Origin of the sequence: Lactiplantibacillus sp. B652 (assembly GCF_023806745.1) — a bacterium.
GTDB lineage: Bacteria > Bacillota > Bacilli > Lactobacillales > Lactobacillaceae > Lactiplantibacillus > Lactiplantibacillus pentosus.
In genome coordinates this window covers 143,711-167,105 of record NZ_JAMSKY010000004.1, presented here as the reverse complement: position 1 = coordinate 167,105, position 23,395 = coordinate 143,711, and the positions used below count along the sequence as shown (strand labels likewise).

Here is a 23,395-nt window from a genome sequence, read left to right as displayed (position 1 = left end):
ATTTTGTCAATTTCGTTAATTTGTTCGTCGCCAACGTGTGAGTAGCACCAACGTGTAAAAGTTGATTCCGAGTCCAATCACACCCATAATCTCTAGCAAAAGCTTGATTTCCATTCCAGCCGTACTTTGATAGCCAGACATCAGCGCACTGATGAGTCCAAGACTGTATATCAGCACCACTAGTCCGAGCACGTAGAAGCCCAACATCCGGTTAATATAAACCGCCAGGACGCCTAAAAAGTACAACACGAGCGCAATCAGCAAGCCCTGCCACATTTCTGCGACCGAGATATGCTTGGCTTGCAAGTGAAAATGGCTGGTCGACATCATCCAATTGACGATACCGTAACAAAAAAAGGACACAAACGCAAATGCAACTAAGCGAGTCAGTTTCAACAAATCACTCCTATTACTGGGCAATTAAGTCGATGATAGCAGTCCGTTCAATTCCAGTGAAGTACTGGTTTAAGTCGATATCAGCTAGGGCGTCCGCAATGGCTTCATGGTCATAACGCACCCCGTTCAGCGCTGCTTCGATATCTTGGACGTTACCGCTACCAAAGAAATCACCGTAAAATTTAATATTATTGATCAAGCCGTCATCCACTTTGATGCGGGCATCAATGGTTCCCATATCAAAATGTTGCCGCCGTTTAACTGAGAATTCAGGCGATTTGCCGTAAACCCAATCCCAATTAGCATAATAGTCTTCGTAAATTTTATCAATAGCTTTTTGTTGTTCTGGTGTCACGTGGTATTCCTTATCGGCGATTTGATCGAGTGAATCAACGTGGAATAATTCCTTCAATAACGCGTCTTGGAATTCTGGCACCGTGATATTTTGATACTCTGGTGCCAGATATGGCCGTAAGTTCGTGACCCGACTCCGGACCGACTTGATGCCCTTGGATGCAATCTTATCAGTTGGAACGGTTAATGCTTGTGGCACGACGTTTAAGTCGACATTCAACATCAACGTCCCATGTGAGAAAGTCTTGCCATTCCGCGAATACATGGCATTACCAGAAAACTTCTTGCCATCAACGAGTAAGTCGTTACGACCACTGACCGTTGCCGTCGTTGCCCCCATATCGTGCAGTGCATCGATAATTGGCTTGGTAAACGTCTTAAAGTCACCAAATTCTTGGCTATCACTGTCGACCACAAAGCTGAAACAGAGATTGCCTAAGTCCTGATAAACAGCGCCACCACCAGATAACCGACGAGTGACGGTAATATGATGTTCACGAACATAATCTGCATTGATTTCTTCAAGCGTATTTTGATTACGCCCAACGATAATGCAAGGTTCCTCATAATAGAACAAGACCAATGGTTCATCAAAATCTACATTGTTCATTAAATACTGTTCTGTTGCCAGGTTGCGGCCAATTTCATGATCTTTCATTGCGACATAGTACATGGTTTAAAATCTCCTTCAGCTTTAGGTTACTTTAATCATACAGCAAGATGAAAAAAGGACCCACAATGTGAGCCCATTTTTTGGAAGAATCATACAAAAAAGTTTAGCGTGGCGTTCTTCACACCACAAGATGACTGATTCACTATCCACATCCATGAACGTTTGATTGGCGGCAATCCGTTCTCCGTGGAGCTAACCGTGCCATCAATAGATGGAGGTTGGGTCAGTCAGTTATCCGAAATTAGCGGAAACGCTGCTATACTGCACTAGCTATCACTTGACGGGTTTGTTACAACAATTGGGTAACGATTTGATACTGACCTGTGATTCTTCCGATGAATCCAATATAGCATAGAATGTAAGCGATTGCAAACCGGGTATATAAATGTTATCTCCGTCTACCGGTCTTGAAATCCAAAAAAACGACCTAGTCAGCCGAAGCCAACTAGGTCGCCGAAACTTAATAGCGGCCGTAGTCGCTATCCATTTCACTAACACTATTATAGAACCACTTGAAAGCAGTTACAACTCAAATGCTTAGTTCTTGATCATTGCAACATAGTGGGTCGCACCAGAGCGACTAAGGTACCGTAACCAGGTATAGCCTTCTGATTGTACCGTCCCGTTATAGTAGACCGTTTCACCTGGATTATATTGTCCAACGATCCCTGCACGAGTTGTTGGCGCCGTCCGAATATTCGTCGTCGTGACAAATCGGAACGCACCAGTGGTATTAGTTGGCGTGCTCGTCGTGTTCGATGACGATGATGCCCCACTAATGGCAACGTAGTGTTGCGCACCAGAATAGGACAAGTACCGCAACCAAGTTTGGCCATCAGCGGTCACCTTGGCGTTATAGTACACCGTCTCGCCAGCATTGTAAGTCCCAACATTGGCAGCATTACCTGCTGGGGCGTTCTTAATCGCTGTCGTATGGTTGAACCGGTAGCTACCGCTTTGTGGCGTCACTTGTGGCTTAGAAACACTGTTGCCACCGGTATTACCACTGATTTGAACGTAGTGTTGGGCACCAGAATAAGATAAGTAACGTAACCAAGTCTCACCGTTAGTCGTCACCTTACCATTATAGTAAACGGTGTCGCCAGCGTTATACGTCCCCACCGTGGCAGCGTTATTGGCCGGCGCATTCTTGATGGCCGTCGTATTTGTGAAACGATAAGCCCCACTGGTTGCGACGACGTTAGGCTTGTTGACTGGCGCAACTTCATCGCCACTCGTGGCCACGTAATGTTGGGCCCCAGAGTAGGACAGGTACCGCAGCCAAGTCGTACCGCCAGTAGTTACCTTACCGTTGTAGTAAACCGTCTCACCGGCATTGTAAGTGCCAACGACCGTGGCCGACTTGCTAGCTGCGGAGCGAATATTGGTTTTGACCGTGAACTTATAACTACCACTAGCTGGTGTGACCGTAGCTTGATTCTCATGGTTGTTGTTATTGTTATTGGTTGCTTGACTGATCATGACATACCGTGAGACCCCTGAGTAGGATTGGTAACGTAGCCAAGTGGCATTATTGACCGTCAATTTACCATTATAGTTGACAGTTTCACCGGCATAATACGTGCCAACTGACGCACTATTTTGGTCAGGTGAATTGTGAATCGTCGTGGTCTTGGTGAACTTATGTGTACCACTCGTTACCGTCACATTTTCGTCAGGTAGCGTCTGAGTATTATTGTTATTACCAGTATTCGTCTGACCATTTAAAACTTCTTGATCCCACTGGTGTAACTGGTTATATTCAATGATGCTGATCAGTGAGCTAGCATAGGTTGGCGCGGTCGCGTAACCATCTTGTTGTAAGAGGCTCGCAACGCGGCGATAGTCCGTGACACCCAGTAAATTACTGTAACGTGGGTTCTCCACTAAGAAGGCGCCGTGGTCTTCAACACTAGCTGACCAGTTCGGATATTTCCGGAACGCATCTTGAATCGTGATGTATTGTGAACCGTTCCATTCCTGAGTTGGGAAGTAAATCGATTGTCCTTGATAACTCCCCTTGATACCAAACAAATTATTACCGGCAGTGGCTAATTGTGACCGGCCCCAACCACTTTCGAGAATGGCTTGGGCGGCGGTTACGGATGGTAAGACTTGATACTTATTCCAACCAGAGACCGCACCCGCTTTAATCTGACTTAAGAAGATTTCTTGGCTGGTAAGTGCCCGCGTTGCCCGTGCTGCCACAGCTGGCGATTGAATCGTAGCCGCAACTTTGGCCGTCTCAACTTGTGGCGTGGCTTTTGGCGTCGCCTGTTCAGCCGCTGGTTTGGTTTCTGCGGATTTCGCTTCTGCTGATTTGGCTGCAGAATCCGCCGAAGCAGCTGATTTAGCAGCTGAGCTGGTCACTGCCGAATTGGCGTGGTCGCTTGTCGCTTGGCTATCTTGACTGGTTGCCACACTTGCTTTAGCCGTTTCATCTAACTTGTCGACCGCACTTGTCGTTGAAGCCGCCGTTGCACTGGCCGCAGTCTCATCCTGCTTGGCTGCTTCCGATGACGAGCTTTGCTGGTCTGTACTGTCAGCTTTAGCGGACTGACTGGTTGCTGCACTTGCCGCCCGCACAGTTACCCGGCTGGTCGCACTGGTAGCCGCTGCATCCGACTTCGATGCTGCTGAAGTCGTTGTCGTGCTTTCAGTAGCCTGGCTGGCAGTGGATGCTGATTGCGTCTCACTACTCGTCGCTGCCGTATCCGTCTGGCTCCCCGCACTCAGCGTCACTTGCTTGCTGGCAGTGGAGGTCGCACCACTCTCCTTGGTTGCAGAAGATGGCTTGGTGGCCGTCGCTGTCGTATCCGCCTTACCACTTAACATTGGTAATAAAGCGGTACTCAATAATAATGAGGTTACTACTTTTTTCGTCATTCCTATTTTCAATTTGATTTCCCCGAACTTTCCGTGAGTTAGTCGTCAATACAACTGAATGTATCCCCGTTGATACCTGCTGTTACAAAGTAATATTAGCATGTCGACCAGTCACTTTCAAACAAGTTTGCTTTCAATTATTTTATTAATAGCAAACCATTGATACCGTTATCATTTTGAAACCGGAACTAGTTAACTTTCGCTTACCATTGAGTCAATCAACAATCTGCTGAAACTATTGCCAATACTGCATTTTAGCCGTACCCCAGCATTGAAATTTATCAGCAGTCCCTGATTATGCCATTAAACAGACTGCAAACGAGTTTGAATTTAAAATTGTTGCGTCGTGAAAAAATTTGCCGTTTTCCAGATCTATTAATATAATTATCCTTACTAACTGAAATCGAGGCATTAATCAATCGATTTAAATTGCTTACATGTATCAAATTTAATGATAAAATGTAGTTATTAACTAGCCATATCAAACGGGGGTAACCATTATGTTACAACAATATCAAAATATCTTGGTACCAGTTGATGGCTCCAAGGCTACCGATGAAGTTCTTCGTCGGGGCATCGAAGTCGCTAAGCGTAACAAGACGCATCTCGACATTTTAAATGTGTTGGAAGTTAACCAATTCAGTGATACGTACGGCGGTGCGGTCAGTGGTGACGTCATCTACAAGCTATCTGAAGACGTTCAAAAGCGTTTGGAAGAACTCAAGCAACAGACGATTGACGCTGGCGTGACGGACGTTGACATCCACGTTCGTTTTGGTAATCCGAAGACGGTTATCGCACGCGAATTTCCAGCTGACCATCACAATGAATTGATCATGATTGGTTCGACAGGGCTTTCTGCAGTTGAACGGTTAATGGTTGGGTCGGTAACGACTTACGTTAGTCGCAACGCGATCTGCGACGTTTTAATCGTTAAGCCAACGGACACCGAAGAATAAAGCAATATAAAAAGTCTGGATGCGCTCCAGACTTTTTATTTGCCACTAATTTTCCCGACGCCAATCACTTTTAAAGAACAGGAGTAGACGACCTTTGACGTGGACTTATGATCTCAGCATTCCGCCAATTTTAAATCAACAAACGATCCGTACTTGTCTGCGGTCGTGGCTCATTCCTAAGCGTATTCAGGGCCAACTACGGCAAACCCGCCGCATTCAACTCAATGGTCAGCCCACCACAATTGCCAAAACCGTGCAAACTGGGGACCAGCTCACGTTGACGTTTATTCCCAGCGACTTCCGGACGCCAACGTCTAACTATCTGGCGGTTGCGACTAACCCTGTCGATATCTTATATCAGTCAACTGATTTATTGGTCGTCAATAAAGCCGCGGGCATCAAGTCGCATCCGAATCAGCCTGGTGAGACCGGCTCGGTTTTAAACGACCTAGCCGCCGCACTCCAGCCCACTCAGCAAGCACCATACATGGTTCACCGATTAGATCAAATGACCTCTGGCGCAATGCTAGTCGCCTTGAATCCCGTCGTGGTTCCGATCCTGGACCGGCTCATCAGTGAAAAACAAATTCGACGGACGTATTATGCTTGGGTTCGTGGTCATTTTGCCACAACAACTGGTCAATTCACGGCCCCCATCGGACATGATATCACTGACAAACGTAAGCGGTGGGTTAATACTGACGACGCTCAACCCGCACTCACAGACTATGAAGTGTGCGAGAAAACTGACCAGCAGAGCTTAGTCAAACTGACCCTGCATACTGGCCGCACCCATCAGCTACGGGTCCACCTCGCTGCTAGCGGCCACCCCATTATCGGAGATCCGCTTTATGATTCACAGGCTGAGTCAGCGCCCCGTTTGATGCTGCACGCACAATTACTGGATTTGCAACTGCCATTTAGTACCACGCGGGTGCTAGTACCGGCACCATTGCCTGAATTATTTGAGCAGCCACGTTTGATTGACCGTTATTAACTGCTTGGATTCGGGCTCAGTCAAATTACTGTGGCTAGTTTGGCTGACAATCTTCATAAAAATATTCATTTCAAATCAAAAAAGGAAGCCCGAGCTTCCTTTTTTGATGGTTCAGTATTATTCACGTTAACCACGCTAGCATATACCAATTAATTCACGCGATAATAAATCTTATTGTTCGAAACATTTTTCGGCTCATTCTGCGTTGCAAACGCCGCAATGCGGTCCCGACTACCATCACCATTGTTTAAATCAGCATTTTCCCCGGCTGGCATGAATACCACATCATAAAGGCCACCTGATGAACCTGAAACTGAAAAGTAGCTTCCAAGCATGCTGACACCCTGTTCCGTTTTTTGCGTTAGTTGTTGGTGATATTTCAATCCATCAACCAACTTGGGACTTCCTTTGGAATCATCTAGTGACGGCACATCCATTTTGAGCTTCGTAATCGTCCCCGGAGTTGCACGATGCATCAATCCAAAGTCGCTGAATTTCATCTGCTGATTGTGAACCTTGATTTGATTGCCTTGTCCGTTCTGCCAGGTACCGTTAAGGCTGGAATAATCACCAGTTTTAATCCGGTTAAGCGCCATCGTTGATTTAAGATGCCCTGCATCCGTAGCGGTCGTTTGTCGTTCAAAAACTTTTACATAAGAATTATTACTTGTGCGCGTTATGATTCGCTCAGTATCCGTCTTAATGGTTGTCGGCACTTTATCACCCCATCCACTTAGTGCGACCCCCTTAGGATAAAAGCAATAAGTTACTGCCGCTGCACCGATATCACCATCAATACTCAGCGCGCCATGTTCCTGCCTCCCAGCGTTAGTATTATACGCCTCTTGGTCACCACGTGGATCTTCAAACTGACCACGTACCAAAGCCATTTCACCATCACTGATTTTCGTATCTGTCACCGTCAATTTTGCATCTGACCTTGGTCCTTCCCAGACATTACCCTTGCCGTTATGTTTATTGACACTAGTCGCAACTTCTTTCCATTCACCCAGTAAACTGCCATAAAACCCCTGACGAATTTCACTGAGATTCATCGTGGTATTCACACGCGGCTGAGATCTCGCTGAACCAGATTTCACTGATGAACGCGTACTAGCACTTGCTGACGTACTCGTCGCATGTTTTGTCTCACTGGTTTTCGATGTCTTATCAGTGAATACCTTAGACTTGACTCTTACGACACTAATGCTGCTTTTCTTCGCCGACTTTGATGCTTTCGTGGTCTGCTGTGAATTACCACAGCCACTCATGAATAACAGTAGCATGACACCAATACTGATTGTTGCCCTTTTTTTCACGACCGGTTGCCCCCCTTTTACGCCTCTCCAATAATATCGTCTAACCATCTCCTGCAACGCTTAGACGAGCTAACGCCATGTTAATATAATCTTCCACTTACGAAAATAGTGATGATAATTGTGAAAAAATCATATTTCCACCTAAAACAGCTAATATCATGACATAAATCGTCAACGAAAACCCTAATGCGATTTCGGCAATGATTAGCGCATAAAATTTGTCGATATGAGGCTTCACGACGTTATTAATGATGATATAAATAAATGCGAGATTCATAATTCCAATCGTTGGAATCATAAAGAAGAATAGGCCGGTCATGCCTGAAAAATTGCTCGTTCCAGTGAGAATCGTCAAAAGCAACGTAATCACATTAAAGACAAGAATCAGATTCGTAATTGCTGCAAATTGATTAATAAAGTCATGCAATTGCATTGAGTCGGTATTAACAACCCTACGAAAAGCATAAGCAATTCCAATATAAACTGCATACACACCAAGAACAATCAAGAACACTAGCACACTTGTTTTCAGGATAAAGCTACCTGCGTGAATGGCATTATTAGTACTACCGGTGAGAGAATTGGTAAAATCATTGGCAACATTTTCGGCTTTACGTAAAATTGACGCAATTGACAAAGCCAATAAGAGTGCTTCGAGCCCAACTGAAGTCAGTCCAAAATACCGATTAGTCGGGTCAATCGTGCGGCCAGGATGACGCATCGTCATCTTAAACCACGAGAAATAATTTCCAGAATACTTTTTGACGTGCTGGACGGTATCTGTGGTCAAAATCTTGCTGACAGTTGTGTCACCAATGTTCTCAGCAACATCATCATTCTGAGAAATTGACTGATTCTGATTGGTAACTTGCTGTGTTGGGGCAATTGCCGCGCCACATTTCGGGCAAAACTTCGCTCCGCTTTTTAATTGGTTGCCACACTGCGAGCAAAAAAGCGCTTGTTTATTCATTTAAAACTCCTCCGATATCATCATTAACTTAGTATCACTCATTCGTATCAACCGTTTCAAACTTTCCAGTGTCTGAATTGTAAAGTGCTAAAATACCATGAACGTCATCGTATCGATAAGTATCTACTAAATCACTGGTGCCACTCGTATAGCACTTAATTTCATACACATCCGTATATGGCTCACTCTCTGTGTAGTCATAATCGTTGACGTCACTATCAGTAGTCGCTGCAATTTTCGACACGGCTGTCTGAGCAGAGCTAGACAAATCATCATAGGTGCTTCCGGTACCACTTTGCGTATCACTTTCAGTACTATTTTCAGTATCCAGCTCACTTGAGTCCGAATCAGTATCGGTCGTGGTATCAGCGTTCGCCGTTGTCGCCGTCGAAGACTTTTCATTTGCAACTAGTGAGATCAATTCATGCGTATTTTTACGTCCCATCAGATTAACCTTGTGTGTGATTGTCCGGTCGGAATTACTTAATTTAAAGCGATAGGTTCCCGGGCACAGTGGTCCAACTTTATAAGTCGCATGAGCATTTTTAGTTTCCACTAATTCACCCCCATTCGCTTCAAGTGTGGCATCCTTGAGATTTGTTGAAATCAGCGGTTCCATCGTTGTGACTCGTAATTTAAACGTTGGAAATAGCGTCCACTTCGTCCCAACTTGCTTAACCACAAACGTATAATCACTGGAATGGCCATTATGTTGCAGGTCCATTTTCAAATCTCGTGCATATTGTGGATGTTTTTGAATATAGGTCAATAGTGGCTGAACTGATTGTTTGCTAATCTTAAAGTCAGCATTATCACTTACTAAGTTCTCCACTAATTTAGTTTGCTTCTGACCTGTCATCGATTTAACCACAGCTGCAATCTGCTGGTCTTTACCTGCATGATATTGATGATAGCCAAAGCCAATCACTGCAATCAGAATAATCACAAGCACACTACCACCAATTTTTAGCCGGCTGAACCGGTGATTATCAGCTCGCGAATAACCTTGATTTTGCCTAGATTCTCCATGTACCTTGCCTGTTTTACGAGCTTGAGCGTGTTGCTGACTAACAACCTGGCTCAAATCAGCCCCACAGTTTTCACAAAAATCATTAGTCGCTTCATTCGCGTGCTGACAATTTGGACATATTTTCATGACTGTTACACCCCTCCATTTTTACGATAACTTCTATAAAATAATGTCCTCCTATCCCCTTTATTCTGCTTTGACGTGTATTAACGGTTTAATAGCGCCATAACACAGCTTTAATAACATTATATATGACATAAAGAGGTATTTAAAGACTTTTATAGTATGTTGAGATTATATCGTCAGCATTGGGTTAGTGCAGTTAACACTGAAATTAACCCACCACTCATTTATTACAATGGAAGAAAGGCAAATTGCACGTATTCAACACGAGTTAAAGAAGCTTTAATGACTTTATAATTAGAGATTTAAGGTATTTACAGCTCTGTTTCAAGCATGGTGAAACCTCTAAAATTAATTCTAAGACGCTTTATGGATTAAGGAGGATTTCCATGTTACCCGAGATAGGCAAAATCATTCGGCAACGCCGACAACAACAAGGCATCACCATCGAGCAATTGGCCGAACAATCAAATGTTTCGATCTCGCTAATTTCTCGACTCGAACGTGGTAAAGTCAATAATATAAAAATACAAAGTTTGAGCGCCATCGCTGAAACCTTGAACCTAAAACTAGCGGACTTCTTTCGCGATCCACTCCTTCAATCGACTAATGTTGTCGCATTACTTGATTACTTGAGCGACTTGCCTGCCAACCAGCGTGAAGAACTGGCAGGAGTACTGCTTAAACTGCTACACCTTGCGAAATGATCGTTATTTGTTCAACATTTTACCCGACTAATTAATTTGCTAATAATAATCACCATAAAAAAGATTCACCTTCCCACAATCAGAAGGTGAATCTTTTTTTATGCGAGTTCATCTTGCTCATTCCACAGTCGATACAGTGGTTAAAAACGCTCATCGATGCGTCGTTCTCACCAACAACCCACTCATGACGGCCAACGACACACCGACTGCCATCCCTTTGAGTGGTTCCCGCGTCAACGGGGTCGCCGTGAGTGCTTCGACCATCGCACCACCTAGATAGGTTACGACCAGGCCTAATACTGCGCCCCAAAAGATTGTGACTAGTAAACTAGCCAGCCACGTCGTCTTCATCAGCTGCTCCTCCACATCTTGCCAGATTGTCCTGACGATTAGTTCGAGTGTATCAGAGCCCGTGGCGCTTTGCAAATCCGTTATGATCTCAATTAATTTCATCTAATTGATTAATCAGTCAAAACTATCACTAGTTTTCACCAACACCCCGCTGCAGGTCCCAATCCATATCCAATGTCGACTGCGGGACGTATTGCCGATTGAGCAATGCTAACCACTGGCGCACGATTTTACTTAGAGTAAAGTCATGACTGCGGCGGCGGGCCCGTTCAGCATAGTCTTGCCGGATTTCTAAATCATGCAATAACGGCAATAACCCCTTCACAAAACCGTTCACATCGCGGGCTGGCGTCAAGACACCATGCTGGCCTGCTTGTAAGTATTCTGCTGAACCGGTATTCCACATTGAAACGATTGGGAGCCCCATTGCCATGGCCTCACCCATCACTAGTGGCATTCCTTCCCAACGCGAGGTCATCATGAACACACTGGCCTTCTCGTAGTGTTGCCGTAACTCGGTATCCTTTAAAGCCCCGCGATAAATGATTCGTTCACGGACGTTCAACTCGTCCATCAACCGCTGGAAGGTCGCTAGTTGGTCATCTGGCCCAGAACCCGCAACGGCGATTTGCCAGTCATCCGGGAGTGCGCGCGCCACCGCTAGCAGGTAGTCTAATCCTTTATGTTGTAAATCGATCCGTCCGGTATACGCAATCACATGCTGATTAAGGTCGGCTTGGTGGCCCTTAGGTTGCATGGTCGGCGGATTGTAGATCTTGACCGTATGTGAATTAAACCGTGAGTAGCCTTCCCAATCAGAATCGGTCAAGGTGACCACCGTATCAGCTGCCAGTAAGCCAGCAACTAATTCATCGCGCATCTGCGCGTAATATTGATTCAAATAAATATCGACGTTGTTATGCATCCACGCAATCACGTTGACCCGCGGCAGCGCCCGCTTGATTGCCGGTGCAAAGCTCGTTAAGAGCCCGCCTGGTAAAATGACCGCATCATAGTGGCCCTCTTCTAAGGTCGCAACCAAGTCCGTGATTTGGGCCTCGTAGACTTGTAGCGGGGCCGCGCCAAAATAATTTAACACCGTGGTGCTAGCCGGCCGCCGAGCGGTAATCAGTGGCGCGGCTAGTTCATAAAAAGACCGTGGTTGCGCTAAAGAATAAAAGGTCACATCTGCTTGTGACGTCAATGCATTTCCGAGGACGGTCGTCGCACGTTTGACACCATCCATCACTAAATTTTCGACTGTAAGTAAGATTTTCATCCGCATCGTTGGCTAGTCCCAAATGACTAACCGCTCCTTTCCACTTATGCTTGGTTCATGGAACCGGAATTGGCGACGTTGAGGAATTAATTGGTCACACTCAATTCTTCATTAAATTCCCTTTGACATGCCAGCTAATATCAGTTTGGTTAGCTTATTATAACAGGTGTAATTAAAAAATAATTAGAATATGCTCTGAACACTTTCGACAGCTGATGGTTTACACAGCAAATTGTTAGTTTTCAGTGTCGTCAGTCATCTCCGGATATCAGAATAAAACGAACATCGGCAGCCAAGCAATGAGCCAGCGTCAGTCTTACTGCCACTAGAAGCTTCAGGATCTGTTTCAACGCAAAAAACCGCCGTGATACCGGAGGCACAAGCCGGTATCACGGCGGTTCAGTTATCTTAAATGACTAGGTTATTTCAAACCTTTCCATTGCCAGTCGTTAACTTCTGGCAAGTCGGTTCCGGCGTCACGGATGTATGCGTTGTGTTTTTCAAGCATGTTATCCATGTCTTGAACAAAGGCTGCACCGGTGTTTTCCATTGCTGGTTGCGCCGCAATTGCAGATTTTGCTAAGTCGAAACGGTCCATTTGGTTCATGACCCGGACATCGAATGGTGTCGTAATGTCACCATTTTCACGGTAGCCATGGACGTGTAAGTTGTGGTTGTGACGATCAAAGAAGATGTCACGAACCATGTCTTCGTAACCATGGAAGGCGAAGACAACTGGTTTGTCCTTAGTGAAGTAATGGTCAAATTCAGCGTCTGACAAGCCACGAGGGTCCTTTTCAGGGCTACGTAACTTCAAGATGTCGACCACGTTCACGAAACGAATCTTCATTTCTGGGAAGCTTTCGTGGAGCAATTGGATTGCAGCCAACGTTTCAAGCGTTGGTTCCGTTCCGGCAGCAGCAAACACGATATCTGGTTCGCTACCTTGGTCCGTACTTGCCCAGTCAATGATACCAAGCCCGTTGTCAACTAATTGCTTAGCTTCTTCAATGCTGAACCATTGTTGACGTGGGTGCTTCGACGTAACCACGTAGTTGATCTTTTCTTGGCTACGGAAGATGACGTCCCCAACAGCTAACAAGGAGTTGGCGTCGGCTGGTAAATATTCGCGGATATATTCAGGCTTCTTTTCAGCCAAATGAGTCAAAGCACCTGGATCTTGGTGGGTGTACCCATTATGGTCTTGTTGGAACACAGTTGAAGCCGCGATAATGTTGAGTGACGGGTACTTCTTCCGCCAGTCAAGTTCGTTGGCCTTACGTAACCACTTGAAGTGTTGCGTCAACATTGAGTCGACAACCCGTAAGAAGGCTTCGTAACTTGCAAACAAGCCATGACGACCAGTTAAGACGTAACCTTCTAACCAACCTTCAGCTTGGTGTTCAGATAACTGAGCATCCAAGACCCGGCCAGCAGGTGCTTCGTATTGGTCACTATCTGGGTGAATATCTTCCATCCATTGACGGTTAGTGGTTTCAAAGACACCATATAACCGGTTTGACATGGTTTCATCGGGGCCAAATAACCGGAAGTTATCTGGGTTCTTCTTGATGACATCACGCAAGTAGTCTGACCAAACAATCATATCTTGCTTAACGTTGGCACCATGCTTAGACGTATCAACGGCGTAATCACGGAAGTTAGGTAAGTTCAAGGCCTTTGGATCAACCCCACCATTAGTGATTGGGTTAGCGGCCATCCGTGCATCGCCAGTTGGGATAATTTCTTTGATATCATCCTTCAAAGAACCATCTTCATTGAAGAGTTCCTTTGGTTGATATGATTCCAACCAGTCAACTAACGCATCGGCATGTTCCATGTCGGTTTGGTCAACAGGAATTGGAATTTGGTGAGCTCGGAATGAACCTTCGATCTTGTCGCCATCCCATGACTTAGGACCAGTCCAGCCCTTAGGTGCGCGGAAGACGATCATTGGCCATACTGGTAAAGTAGCGTCATCGTTTTCACGAGCGTTCTTTTGAATGGCTTTGATCTTTTCAACGGCTTCATCCATGGCCTTAGCTAAAGCTGGGTGAACCTTTTCAGGATCGTCACCTTCAACAAAGATTGGTTCCCAGTTCATGCTTTCGAAGTATTGCTTGATCTTTTCATCAGAAGTCCGACCAAAAATAGTTGGGTTAGAAATCTTAAAGCCGTTAAGGTTCAAGATTGGTAACACTGCCCCATCGTTGATTGGGTTGATGAACTTCGTTGATTGCCATGAAGTTGCTAATGGGCCGGTTTCGGATTCCCCATCACCAACAACAACTGCGGCGATTTCATCAGGGTTGTCAAGGATTGCCCCAACACCGTGTGAAATTGAGTAACCAAGTTCGCCACCTTCGTGGATTGAGCCTGGTGTTTCAGGAGCAGCATGGGAAGCCACGCCACCTGGGAATGAGAATTGCTTGAAGAGTTTTTGCATCCCTTCAACATCCTGCGTAATTTCAGGATAAATATCCGTGTAAGTCCCATCAAGGTATGAGTTGGAGACCATCACTTGGCCACCATGACCTGGACCTTCAACGTAGAACATCTTCAAACCGTACTTGTTGATGACCCGGTTAAGATGCGCATAGATGAAGTTTTGGCCGGCAATCGTGCCCCAGTGACCGATTGGGTGAACCTTAACGTCACTAGCCTTTAATGGCCGTTGTAATAAAGGATTATCTTTTAAATAAAGTTGACCAACTGATAAATAGTTGGCAGCACGCCAGTACTTATCAACTTTTTGCAAATATGCTGGTGATGAGTAATCTGTAGACATTTTCAAAACACTCCTTAATTTGCTTTTTGCTTGAACGTTAGCTGTTTAGCTGTTATCGTTTACAAGTTCTATTCTACCAAGTTATTTTGAAAAATCAACCTTTTTGTTAATTGGAACGGTCCAATTTTTAAAAAATTCGCAAAAAATGAGGCGTATCCCTTGGGACGCCTCATTTTTTAATTCGTAAATTTTTTTGAACTTGATCACTTATACGACCCAAATGTGCCCCAAATTGTTCCAGCCACCAATTAATTATTCGTCGAAACGAACGTCGTGTACTTCATATATTGATAATGCAGACGCATGTTGGACACTTCAAATGGCGTCCCATCATCCAAGAAGAAAATCCCACTCATCAATCCGACTGGTTCGTTTGGTTTGAGGTGCAATAATTCTTGGTCGTTGGCATTCGACGCATCCGCCGCAATCGACAAGAACGACTTGGTGACCGCAGCGTGCAACGTCTCCTGAACATAGTTAAAAATCGAGCCGCTGACGACTTGCCGGTTCAATTGCGGCACGAGTTTGATTGGAATATAGCCACTCTCGATCATGAATGGTTGGTCATCCAGCAAACGTAAGCGCTTAATTTCATAAACAAACTCATCTGCGGTTAAAAATAGGTCCTGTTGCAACTCTTGACTTGCAGGAATGACCCGAAAGTCTAATAATTGAATACTAGGCTTAGCACCTTCAGTGTTCAAACTATCCGTAATTCCTAAATTTGTCCCTTCGTATTTAAATGAAGATTGATTTTTAAGATATAATGGATTAATGAACGTTCCCGAGCCGCGCTTCTTGAAAATCAGGCCCTTATTCGCTAGCACATTTAAGGCCCGTTTAATTGAGCTCCGACTTACTTGGTACTGTTCGCTAAGACTACGTTCATCCGGTAGCTTTTTATCAACAAATTCATTCGCCATGATGCGTTTATTCAAATCAGTAATGACTTGTTGATAGACTAAGTCAGCCACGTTAATCCCTCCTTTGAGCTTATTTCGTAACTCAAGTATAGCAGAATTAATTGGCTTTGGGTGAATTGTTCCGGTCCATTTTATAAATTGGACCGTATTTTTAATAAATGTGAGGTAAATAGTATGTCTAAAAAGAAGAAAAAAGACCAATTAGGTAAGACGCTGGTTGAAAAAATTCTGGATAAAGCCAACATTAGTTATCAACAATACGAGTTTCCAACCGAAACTGAAGGCGACGTTCAACAATTACAAGTCGACCATCTCGGTGTCGATGAACATCATATTTACAAAACACTGGCGTTGACTGGTAACAAGACTGGCCCGGTCGTTGGCGTGCTCCCCTTGGATGAGCATCTCAGCTACAAGAAACTCGCCAAGTTATCCGGCAACAAGAAGGTCGGCATGATTCCGCTCAAGGATTTGGAACACACGACTGGTTACCAACACGGCGCGAATACCCCTGTCGGCATCTGGGAGACTAAAAAGTTCCCGATTTACATCGATGAAGTCGCCAAGCAACAAGGTAAGATTTTGGTTTCATCAGGTAAGATCGGTCGTTCGATTGAAATTGACGCTGACGATTTACGCAAACTCGTCCATGGGACCTTTGGCGCAATAACGGAGTGACCTTGTGGAAAACTTATTTAAAAATAACGGTCTGGCGCTACTGATTTTGATTGGCGTCCCCGGCGTGTTTGCTTGGCTGCTCACACTGGTCAATCGTCAGACCAAAGCCAACTTAGTCAACCACTACGGCATCAATAGTCAGGTCTACTGTGGCTTTCTCGGCATCATTATTCACGAGCTCAGCCATCTGATTGTCGCCCTGATCTTTCGGCACGGCATCCACTCGGTGCGCCTACTGAAGTTGCCACGTCTGCACCAAGTCGACGATTCCGATGAAGCAATGGCGTTAGGCTACGTCAATCACACTTGGAATCGGCACAGCCTCTATCAGGTCATCGGTAACCTGTTCATTGGCGTCGCACCCATCTTTGGTTGTACCGCGGCGTTGCTCGGATTGGACCGCCTACTTGCACCCGGGCTATTCCGCGCTGTCTTTTTAATCGCCGATACGCCTGAACAACCTCAGTGGACAGCCAGTCTGCACGCGCTCACCACGACGCCGGTCAGTTGGTGGCAAGCCCTGCTACTATTGTTTTTGACCCTGACGATCGTCATCGGGGGCTTCGACCTGAGCCCGGCGGATTATCAAAATAGCGCGATTGGGCTGTACAGTACGGTCGGACTGATTATTGTGATCACCAGTATTTTGACGCTCATTGGCATCACGGGGTGGTTACACCAGTTGGTCACCTGGGGGTTATTGGTCGCCATGATTCTGAGCTACTCGCTCCTACTTTCACTGATTGTCATGGCAGTGACCCGTTTGCTCAGTAACCGGGCTTAAGTCTCATTTCGTATCTAAAACGGGGTTCCTTGCAGCTTTTGAAATGCTTGCAAGGAACCCCGTTTTAATTTTCGCCATTTATTGATTTTTGCCAACTGCCAAATCGCCGTGGCGCAGGCACCATACTCAGGTGGTCAGTCCCTAGTTTTTGCAGTCAGGCCCGCCGAGTAACCACGGCATTTATTTAATCGATTCACCAATGTCACGCGCCTGTTGACTCACTCGCCAACGCCAAAAGCTCCAGACACTCACAACAATCACCAATCCGATGACCGCTCCCCAGAAAACTTGAATATTAGACACGTTCGTTGTCAGTTGAAATAGCGACCCACAATTATTCAGAATGTGAATCATAATTGGCACGAAGATCGTCTTGGTCAACCAGTACGCTGTCGCCAGGACCCAACCCATGCCGGCATAGACCAACCATTCATAGACAGTCTTCGTCTGATGAATTAATCCAAATAACGTGCCACTAACTAGAATGGCCAGCCATCCAGCCCGAGGTTGAAAGAAATAATCCATCAAGACGCCCCGAAATGTCAATTCTTCCATGATGGGACCGACAATTCCCATCGTAAGTAGCCACAGTGGCAACGGGGCGCGTTTCAAGAGGCCTTCAATCGTTGCCTGGTTCTCAGTGATAGGTATCAGCAATCCGATCCCCACATTAACAATCAGAAACACTAACAGACCAACCAAGATTGCCAACCAATGACGCTTCAATGACCATTGCTGCCGCTGAATCGGCCGACCACCGCGATAAATGTACCAGGCCGCACTGACCGTGATCAAGCTGATAATCAGCGCCGCCACGAATAAACCAGTCTGAAAGCCGAAATCCCCGCTCCGATTCTGGCTGAATTCCACGATGGTCATTGGAATATCAGTCAATTGAATCAATAGGTAGATCATGACTAACTTAAAAATCGCGACTGGCAAGCCTTGTATTTTGAATATTTTCCCCATTTAACACCCTCCAAAACTTTGACCGGTTGGACTCACTGACCCAGCATTAGTGCTGCCACCAGATGAGTCCCCCGTCAATTTTTAATTGATTGCGCTATCATTACGCCGCGTCTTAAACACTTTAGCGGTCAACAGTGGCAATCACTTGCGTTAATTCCATTCTATCGAATAATGCAGATCAATAGGAATTATTTTTATTAACGTCCGCAAATGCCTGATTAACGTTCACAAAGCAAACACATTTGATGAACGCGTGATGAAATTAACGATGTCCTGATTAACCATTGCACCACCAACCTCAGGCCACACAAAAACGACCAAGGTTGCTGTTTCCTGGCCGTTTTGACTTCAATATTCAGTTCAACAGAATCAGCGCATGCTAACTGGCTCGCGCCACTTATTCGTCATCCGCGGTCCATTCCGCCTTGAATTGGTCGACAAACGCTCGCATGACGTCGGTCCGCCGCTTGGCTAACGCCTTAGCCGCCGGAGTATTCATCATGTCAGCCAGCTTGAACAACTTCTCATAAAAATGATTGATGGCCGTTCCTGGTTGTTGTCGATACTGTTCCTTAGTCAGGTGCTCGCGCGGGGCAATCGCCGGGTCATAAATTTTCTCACCGACGTGGCCCGAGTAATACAAAGCCCGCGCGATACCAATCGCACCAATCGCGTCTAATCGGTCCGCATCTTGCACGATTTGACCTTCCAACGACAATTTTTGCGCGCCATTTAATGACTTGCTAAATGACATGTGGTCGATAATATCAAAAATCGCCGTTTGATCAGCAGTCGAAACGCCAAGTTCACTCAACTGGTCAGCTAAGTCGTGGTGGGCCTGTTCAGAATCAGCCATCAACTTATCATCGATCACGTCATGGAGCCAGGCCGCAGCTAGGGTCAAATTCAAGTTGGCCTGTTCAGCTTGAGCCAAGCGCCGTGCTAAGCGGTTGACCCGTTCGAGATGGTCGCTGCCGTGGCCACTATGATCCTGCGCCAACTTTTGTCGTGCGTAGGTTCGAATGGCCGTTAATTGTGTTTCGGTTATCATCCACTCACCCTATTCTTGTGTTTGATAGTACGCCTTTAATTTCTTGATCGTCCCACGGCTAAAGGTTAAGTGGTCTCGATTGTCCATACTAATGACACCCTTGTTAAAGTCCACCGTAATCACGTGTTCAAGATTTAAGGCATAGCTTTGAAACTCGTTGAAGAATCGCATCGCCGTCAACTGCTGCTTAATCGTATTCAAATTCTTATGTACGACATAAGATTGTGAGGTCGTCACGATGCGGGTCGTCCGCAGACCATGGACCTTCTCACAATAAACGATATCTTTGAGTTTCAAGGTCAATAATAACGCGCCACTTCTTAAAGTTAAAGTCGGTTCTGCCGACCGCTCAAGCGTGACCAACCGCTTCTTGACCACTTCCAAGACTTGTTGGACTTGGGGCACAAATTTGGTTTCATCGAACATGTTCGCCTTTGAAATGAACCCGGTCGGCGTCGTCATCGCGCTCAACGTCTCTGGCATCATGTCATCTCGAATCGTGACATACACGACAAACCCATCTGGATCATAGTCGCGAATTTTTGAAGCAAGTTGAATCCCATTAATTTCACGCTGTAACACAATATCTAAAAAATAAAGATTTGGTCCGCCACCATTTTTGACCGCTGCCAACACATCAGCTGGCTGCCAAGCCGAAACAAGCTCATAATTAAAATGCAATGCATCTAGCTGTTTCGTAATGATGTCGTTTAACCAGAGACGTTGCTGTTCCTGATCGTCACTGATAAAAACCTTCATATCAATCACTCTTCCCAATGTAAAGCAGATTAACAAACTAACCACCCAATACTAAAATCTGCTCTACGCCCATTTAAATTGTTTACAATCAGCCTTTATCATACTAAAGCCCCGTCATTCCAGCAACTAAAAAAACGTCGGTCAGCTAAATAAAACTGTGAAATCAGCTCACCCACGTTAGATGCTACTTTTCAATTTGTTGCGGTTTAATTTGGGCTTGATTCAAGCGTAGTAACTCGTCTGTCCGCAATTTGTTGACGATCAGTTGTGCTGCGGCGGTCGTCAAACTGTGACTCAGATCTTGGTCTGAGATCGTAATGGGATCATCAGGATGATGCAGTTGATTCGTCAACGCCGTAATGAAGTTATCGTAAGCGCGCTTTGGATAACCGGTTGCCGTTACTTGATCAATCCCCTGCCGAATTTTATCAAGCGGATAACTTGGTTTGAGTAAACTAATCACGATGATATCCGCCAACTGCATAATTTGATACTTTTTCTTAACGGGCGACAAAATCACCTTGTGTTTGACATAATTGTTGATCATCGCGGCCGTCACCGGATCAGCCCCCAGTGGTTGCAACGTTTCGTTGATCAACAGTAGGACCTGGTCCATGTAGAGGTCAAAATTCGGAAGTTCGGTCCATTTTGGTAGGATGACCTTACTCATCCGTTGTTGCCAGTCGGCGTACGTCTCATTAGCTGCCATCAAAATCCCTCCTCAATTGCTGATTGATGTCCGTTTAAGTTATTTCTATTATACCTAGATTAACTAGTCTTGTAAACTAGATGACATTGTAAATCACATTAATTTCGGAATATGTTACCATTGTATGAGTTAATCAAAATACAAATGAAAAGTAGGTTATCTGGTATGTATGAAATGACCAAAAAACTGCGCGTCGGTGATGACGTCAAAGCATTGATTCCACAAGCTGTGATTGCAGGTCTCTGGGACCGGCTCAAAGCGATGCGCAAAGAAAAGTTACTAATCGATAGTACGATGGCCGTCATGTTTAGTGACGACTATGAAGACGACAAAATCTTCTTCATGACACTTCAAAAATCCGGCTCATTCAACAATGAATACGAAATGGCTTATGACGGGCCCAAAAACTTTCTCGGTCACGGGACCATCGTGATTATCAAGGACCGGCCGAAGACGATTCAAATGAGTATCTCGGCTGCCAACAAACAGGCGGATGAAGATAGTGAAGACAACGCGGATAAACCATCTGATTCTGAAACTACTGATTAATTGAACCAGTACTCAATAAAACGGACGAGCAACCAGTGATTGCTCGTCCGTTTTATTTTCCAGATCATTTCTGGATTTAACTTCTCGGTGTTCATCTGAAACATTCTTTAACAACTTTTAGTTTCTTTTGTGTGAATTCTGATTTACTTTTTTGAGTCCTTCATACTTGATCCCTGTTGAATAATATTTTGATCCTTGCCCTTTCTCTTAGCTTTCAGGTCCAGTACAAAATCTGAAATTTTATTCTAATCTAGCTTACTCAAATGACCAATTTCTTGAAAGCTGATATCAGCGTTGGGAAAACGATAAAGATTACCAAGATCAACCCATGACGGCTTCTTCAATCCAGCCACTTTCCAATCTTTAATTGGATAGTATTGTTGTCTGATATAAAATGATTTATTTTGATACTTACTGGTAATTTTATAAGCTTCGACCGTTTGCTCTGATACCTTACGGATTAATACTGGCCGAGACTTGCCGCCGTTGGTTTCTACAAAGCTAACGTATAGACTGATTAAGTCATTAGTCCTCATCGGGATCATTGAGCCAATCGCCGACTTCTTTAGCGTCTTTAAATGTGATTACTGGCGTATCTTCGGTCACTTTTAAAAAGCGTAAACTCGCTTTTTCTTCTTCACTTAAAGACACATCAAAAGGCAAAGCACCATTAGCAACAATCCGCTTGTAAAACATGTTAATCGCTGTAGTTGGGTTAAGACCCAACTCACTTAAAACTGCCTCAGTATTATCGGCCAAATCCTTATCAATCTTAACTTGCACCCGTTTCTTTTCCTTAACTGCCATATTGTCTCGTCCCCTTTCATTAGTTTCTACCACTATACTACCTTTTGAGTACCTTCTCAATCATTTAAGTCCCTCAAAACTGTGATCTTAGGTTTGTTGCTCTTTCGTTAATAGAACCCCCTAAGATGATTCTCGAAAACATCCGTATACACATTTTGCAGCTGTCTCCACTGCCGAATTTAATATAAGATCGATTCAAAACGACCTAAACAAGCTGATATAGCCTTTCATTCTCAGTCACTTTCATCATCAACAAAGTGTTTTACGGCATACAATTTATTTTTTCCACCAAATGTTAAATAAAGTTTGCGCCGTGCCATATAAACGTTTTTCAATATTTAAATATGCAGATTATTGGCTGACAAACAAAAAAACTATAACCAAATGACGCGTTCTAATCATTCTCAGTACTAAATAATGACTAATACTATGACTATTCATTCGACCATCATTCAATGCAGTCCCTCGTATTGACTTACGATGGAAGATGCTGAATCGCATAATCCGCCTGTTCGCTGGTGAACTGTTCACCGTAATCAGAGGTCAATTGTTCCCGAATTGATTCAGTCGACATGGCCATGTTCTTCTGGTAACTTTTGGCCTTTGCCAGTGCATTGGCTTCCCAATCGATACCTTCAAGATGTTCCATCGCATAAGTGACCGCTTCGGGTGTGAAATTCTCGCCATAGGAAGAAGCTAGTTGTTCGCGCACGCCAGCTTCCGACATGTCCATGTGACGCGCATAACTCTGAGCTTTCTTCAAAGCCGCCTGATGTTCCATCGGCACCTTACTTTCCGACTTGGATGCCGCTGTCGTTTTGGCCGATTCTTCTGCTTCTGATTCTTTTGTCTCTGTTGTTTCTGATTCGTCTTCTGCTTCCGCTGTCTCAGATTCAGTCGTCCGTTCCTGCTGGGCAGTTGTCGATTGACTCGACTTTTCATTGTCTTTGCCACCACTCAAACTAATCCCCACGATTAGTACCAATACAACGACAGCCCCCAAAATTAACTTCTTTTTCAAAATTATCCCCCTTGTTCAATTCACCTAACTAATGGTTTCAATAATAAAGAATTCTACAGAAGTCTGAGATGACCGTAAAGTTAAGGGATGAATCCCTTTATTTATGAAGTGATTGCGTCCCCCAGCGACCGATTAGGCCATCTCCCGCTTAAGAAACAAAAATGTGCACGTCATGCCATTTTGACGTTTTGCAGAAAGTACCGCAGTTAGCTTCTTTCTGCAAAACGTATCGTATCAATAGCGAATTTGTGCTTAATCTCGCCCCTCTGCCCACAGATCTGCCCAGACACTGCAGTAGCGGACTCAACAGATC

At 44.9% G+C, this 23,395-nt stretch carries 22 protein-coding genes and 1 pseudogene; 6 read left to right on the top strand and 17 right to left on the bottom strand.

Going from position 1 to position 23,395, the window contains the following annotated elements; translation table 11 throughout:
• Nucleotides 1-15 precede the first annotated feature (15 nt).
• From MZO40_RS07245 to MZO40_RS07235, 3 genes are all read right to left on the bottom strand, one after another.
• Nucleotides 16-396 (bottom strand): hypothetical protein, encoded by a 381-nt coding sequence (locus MZO40_RS07245; protein ID WP_003639375.1) that lies wholly within the window; start codon nt 394-396, stop codon nt 16-18.
• Between the two features lie 13 nt (nt 397-409).
• The gene (locus tag MZO40_RS07240) at nt 410-1,423 is read right to left on the bottom strand and encodes a lipoate--protein ligase (protein WP_101873085.1); all 1,014 of its coding nucleotides are present in this window, start codon (nt 1,421-1,423) and stop codon (nt 410-412) included.
• Nucleotides 1,424-1,960: 537 nt separating this feature from the next.
• Complete coding sequence (locus MZO40_RS07235) at nt 1,961-4,321, bottom strand: SH3 domain-containing protein (RefSeq protein ID WP_105961457.1); 2,361 nt, start codon at nt 4,319-4,321, stop codon at nt 1,961-1,963.
• A gap of 488 nt (nt 4,322-4,809) precedes the next feature.
• Between MZO40_RS07235 and MZO40_RS07230 the strand changes: the two genes are divergently transcribed.
• Both MZO40_RS07230 and MZO40_RS07225 read left to right on the top strand, forming a co-directional pair.
• Nucleotides 4,810-5,268, top strand: coding sequence for a universal stress protein (locus MZO40_RS07230; RefSeq protein ID WP_050339609.1), 459 nt, complete (start codon nt 4,810-4,812; stop codon nt 5,266-5,268).
• A 94-nt stretch (nt 5,269-5,362) separates the two neighbouring features.
• Nucleotides 5,363-6,265, top strand: a complete 903-nt coding sequence (locus MZO40_RS07225; protein WP_105961456.1) for an RluA family pseudouridine synthase — start codon at nt 5,363-5,365, stop codon at nt 6,263-6,265.
• Between the two features lie 149 nt (nt 6,266-6,414).
• On the opposite strand, the gene MZO40_RS17520 is transcribed toward MZO40_RS07225, so the two are convergent.
• From MZO40_RS17520 to MZO40_RS07210, 3 genes are all read right to left on the bottom strand, one after another.
• Nucleotides 6,415-7,584 carry a DUF6287 domain-containing protein gene (locus MZO40_RS17520; protein WP_122217767.1) on the bottom strand — a complete coding sequence of 390 codons (1,170 nt, stop codon included), beginning with the start codon at nt 7,582-7,584 and terminating at the stop codon, nt 6,415-6,417.
• A gap of 97 nt (nt 7,585-7,681) precedes the next feature.
• Nucleotides 7,682-8,554: a zinc ribbon domain-containing protein gene (locus tag MZO40_RS07215; protein ID WP_088770932.1), complete on the bottom strand. Its 873-nt coding sequence runs from the start codon at nt 8,552-8,554 to the stop codon at nt 7,682-7,684.
• A gap of 34 nt (nt 8,555-8,588) precedes the next feature.
• Nucleotides 8,589-9,710, bottom strand: coding sequence for a TcaA second domain-containing protein (locus MZO40_RS07210; RefSeq protein ID WP_105961454.1), 1,122 nt, complete (start codon nt 9,708-9,710; stop codon nt 8,589-8,591).
• Nucleotides 9,711-10,096: 386 nt separating this feature from the next.
• On the opposite strand from MZO40_RS07210, the gene MZO40_RS07205 reads away from it, so the two are divergent.
• Nucleotides 10,097-10,414: a helix-turn-helix domain-containing protein gene (locus tag MZO40_RS07205; RefSeq protein ID WP_050339616.1), complete on the top strand. Its 318-nt coding sequence runs from the start codon at nt 10,097-10,099 to the stop codon at nt 10,412-10,414.
• Nucleotides 10,415-10,564: 150 nt separating this feature from the next.
• Here MZO40_RS07205 and MZO40_RS07200 read toward each other — a convergent pair whose 3' ends face one another.
• From MZO40_RS07200 to MZO40_RS07185, 4 genes are all read right to left on the bottom strand, one after another.
• Nucleotides 10,565-10,765: a DUF2929 family protein gene (locus MZO40_RS07200; protein WP_105961453.1), complete on the bottom strand. Its 201-nt coding sequence runs from the start codon at nt 10,763-10,765 to the stop codon at nt 10,565-10,567.
• Between the two features lie 130 nt (nt 10,766-10,895).
• Nucleotides 10,896-12,044, bottom strand: a complete 1,149-nt coding sequence (locus tag MZO40_RS07195) for a glycosyltransferase (RefSeq protein ID WP_252133203.1) — start codon at nt 12,042-12,044, stop codon at nt 10,896-10,898.
• Nucleotides 12,045-12,465: 421 nt separating this feature from the next.
• The gene (locus tag MZO40_RS07190) at nt 12,466-14,832 is read right to left on the bottom strand and encodes a phosphoketolase (protein ID WP_252133192.1); all 2,367 of its coding nucleotides are present in this window, start codon (nt 14,830-14,832) and stop codon (nt 12,466-12,468) included.
• Between the two features lie 248 nt (nt 14,833-15,080).
• Nucleotides 15,081-15,806 (bottom strand): GntR family transcriptional regulator, encoded by a 726-nt coding sequence (locus MZO40_RS07185; RefSeq protein WP_021337648.1) that lies wholly within the window; start codon nt 15,804-15,806, stop codon nt 15,081-15,083.
• Nucleotides 15,807-15,929: 123 nt separating this feature from the next.
• Here MZO40_RS07185 and ybaK point away from each other — a divergent pair, with 123 nt between their 5' ends.
• Both ybaK and MZO40_RS07175 read left to right on the top strand, forming a co-directional pair.
• Nucleotides 15,930-16,433, top strand: a complete 504-nt coding sequence (gene ybaK / locus MZO40_RS07180; protein ID WP_105961450.1) for a Cys-tRNA(Pro) deacylase — start codon at nt 15,930-15,932, stop codon at nt 16,431-16,433.
• A 4-nt stretch (nt 16,434-16,437) separates the two neighbouring features.
• A complete protein-coding gene (locus tag MZO40_RS07175) occupies nt 16,438-17,217 on the top strand; it encodes a hypothetical protein (RefSeq protein ID WP_050339623.1) in 780 nt (259 codons plus the stop codon).
• Between the two features lie 180 nt (nt 17,218-17,397).
• Here the strand turns inward: MZO40_RS07175 and MZO40_RS07170 are convergent, their stop codons facing one another.
• The 4 genes from MZO40_RS07170 to MZO40_RS07155 form a co-directional block, all read right to left on the bottom strand.
• Nucleotides 17,398-18,186, bottom strand: a complete 789-nt coding sequence (locus tag MZO40_RS07170) for a CPBP family intramembrane glutamic endopeptidase (RefSeq protein WP_105961448.1) — start codon at nt 18,184-18,186, stop codon at nt 17,398-17,400.
• A gap of 397 nt (nt 18,187-18,583) precedes the next feature.
• Nucleotides 18,584-19,237: an HD domain-containing protein gene (locus MZO40_RS07165; protein WP_105961447.1), complete on the bottom strand. Its 654-nt coding sequence runs from the start codon at nt 19,235-19,237 to the stop codon at nt 18,584-18,586.
• Between the two features lie 9 nt (nt 19,238-19,246).
• Nucleotides 19,247-19,996: a LytTR family DNA-binding domain-containing protein gene (locus MZO40_RS07160; protein WP_050339626.1), complete on the bottom strand. Its 750-nt coding sequence runs from the start codon at nt 19,994-19,996 to the stop codon at nt 19,247-19,249.
• 184 nt (nt 19,997-20,180) lie between these two features.
• On the bottom strand, nt 20,181-20,705 hold the full coding sequence (locus MZO40_RS07155; protein ID WP_003639400.1) for a DUF1836 domain-containing protein: 525 nt from the start codon (nt 20,703-20,705) through the stop codon (nt 20,181-20,183).
• Between the two features lie 165 nt (nt 20,706-20,870).
• Here MZO40_RS07155 and MZO40_RS07150 point away from each other — a divergent pair, with 165 nt between their 5' ends.
• Nucleotides 20,871-21,254 (top strand): hypothetical protein, encoded by a 384-nt coding sequence (locus MZO40_RS07150; protein ID WP_050339628.1) that lies wholly within the window; start codon nt 20,871-20,873, stop codon nt 21,252-21,254.
• A 12-nt stretch (nt 21,255-21,266) separates the two neighbouring features.
• Here MZO40_RS07150 and MZO40_RS07145 read toward each other — a convergent pair.
• From MZO40_RS07145 to MZO40_RS07135, 3 genes and pseudogenes are all read right to left on the bottom strand, one after another.
• Nucleotides 21,267-21,790: pseudogene (locus MZO40_RS07145) on the bottom strand (hypothetical protein).
• Nucleotides 21,780-22,061, bottom strand: coding sequence for a type II toxin-antitoxin system RelB/DinJ family antitoxin (locus MZO40_RS07140; RefSeq protein WP_252133191.1), 282 nt, complete (start codon nt 22,059-22,061; stop codon nt 21,780-21,782). Before MZO40_RS07140 ends, MZO40_RS07145 begins: the two are co-directional and overlap by 11 nt.
• Nucleotides 22,062-22,536: 475 nt before the next feature.
• Nucleotides 22,537-23,082, bottom strand: coding sequence for an Ltp family lipoprotein (locus MZO40_RS07135; RefSeq protein ID WP_225367220.1), 546 nt, complete (start codon nt 23,080-23,082; stop codon nt 22,537-22,539).
• Nucleotides 23,083-23,395: the final 313 nt, after the last annotated feature.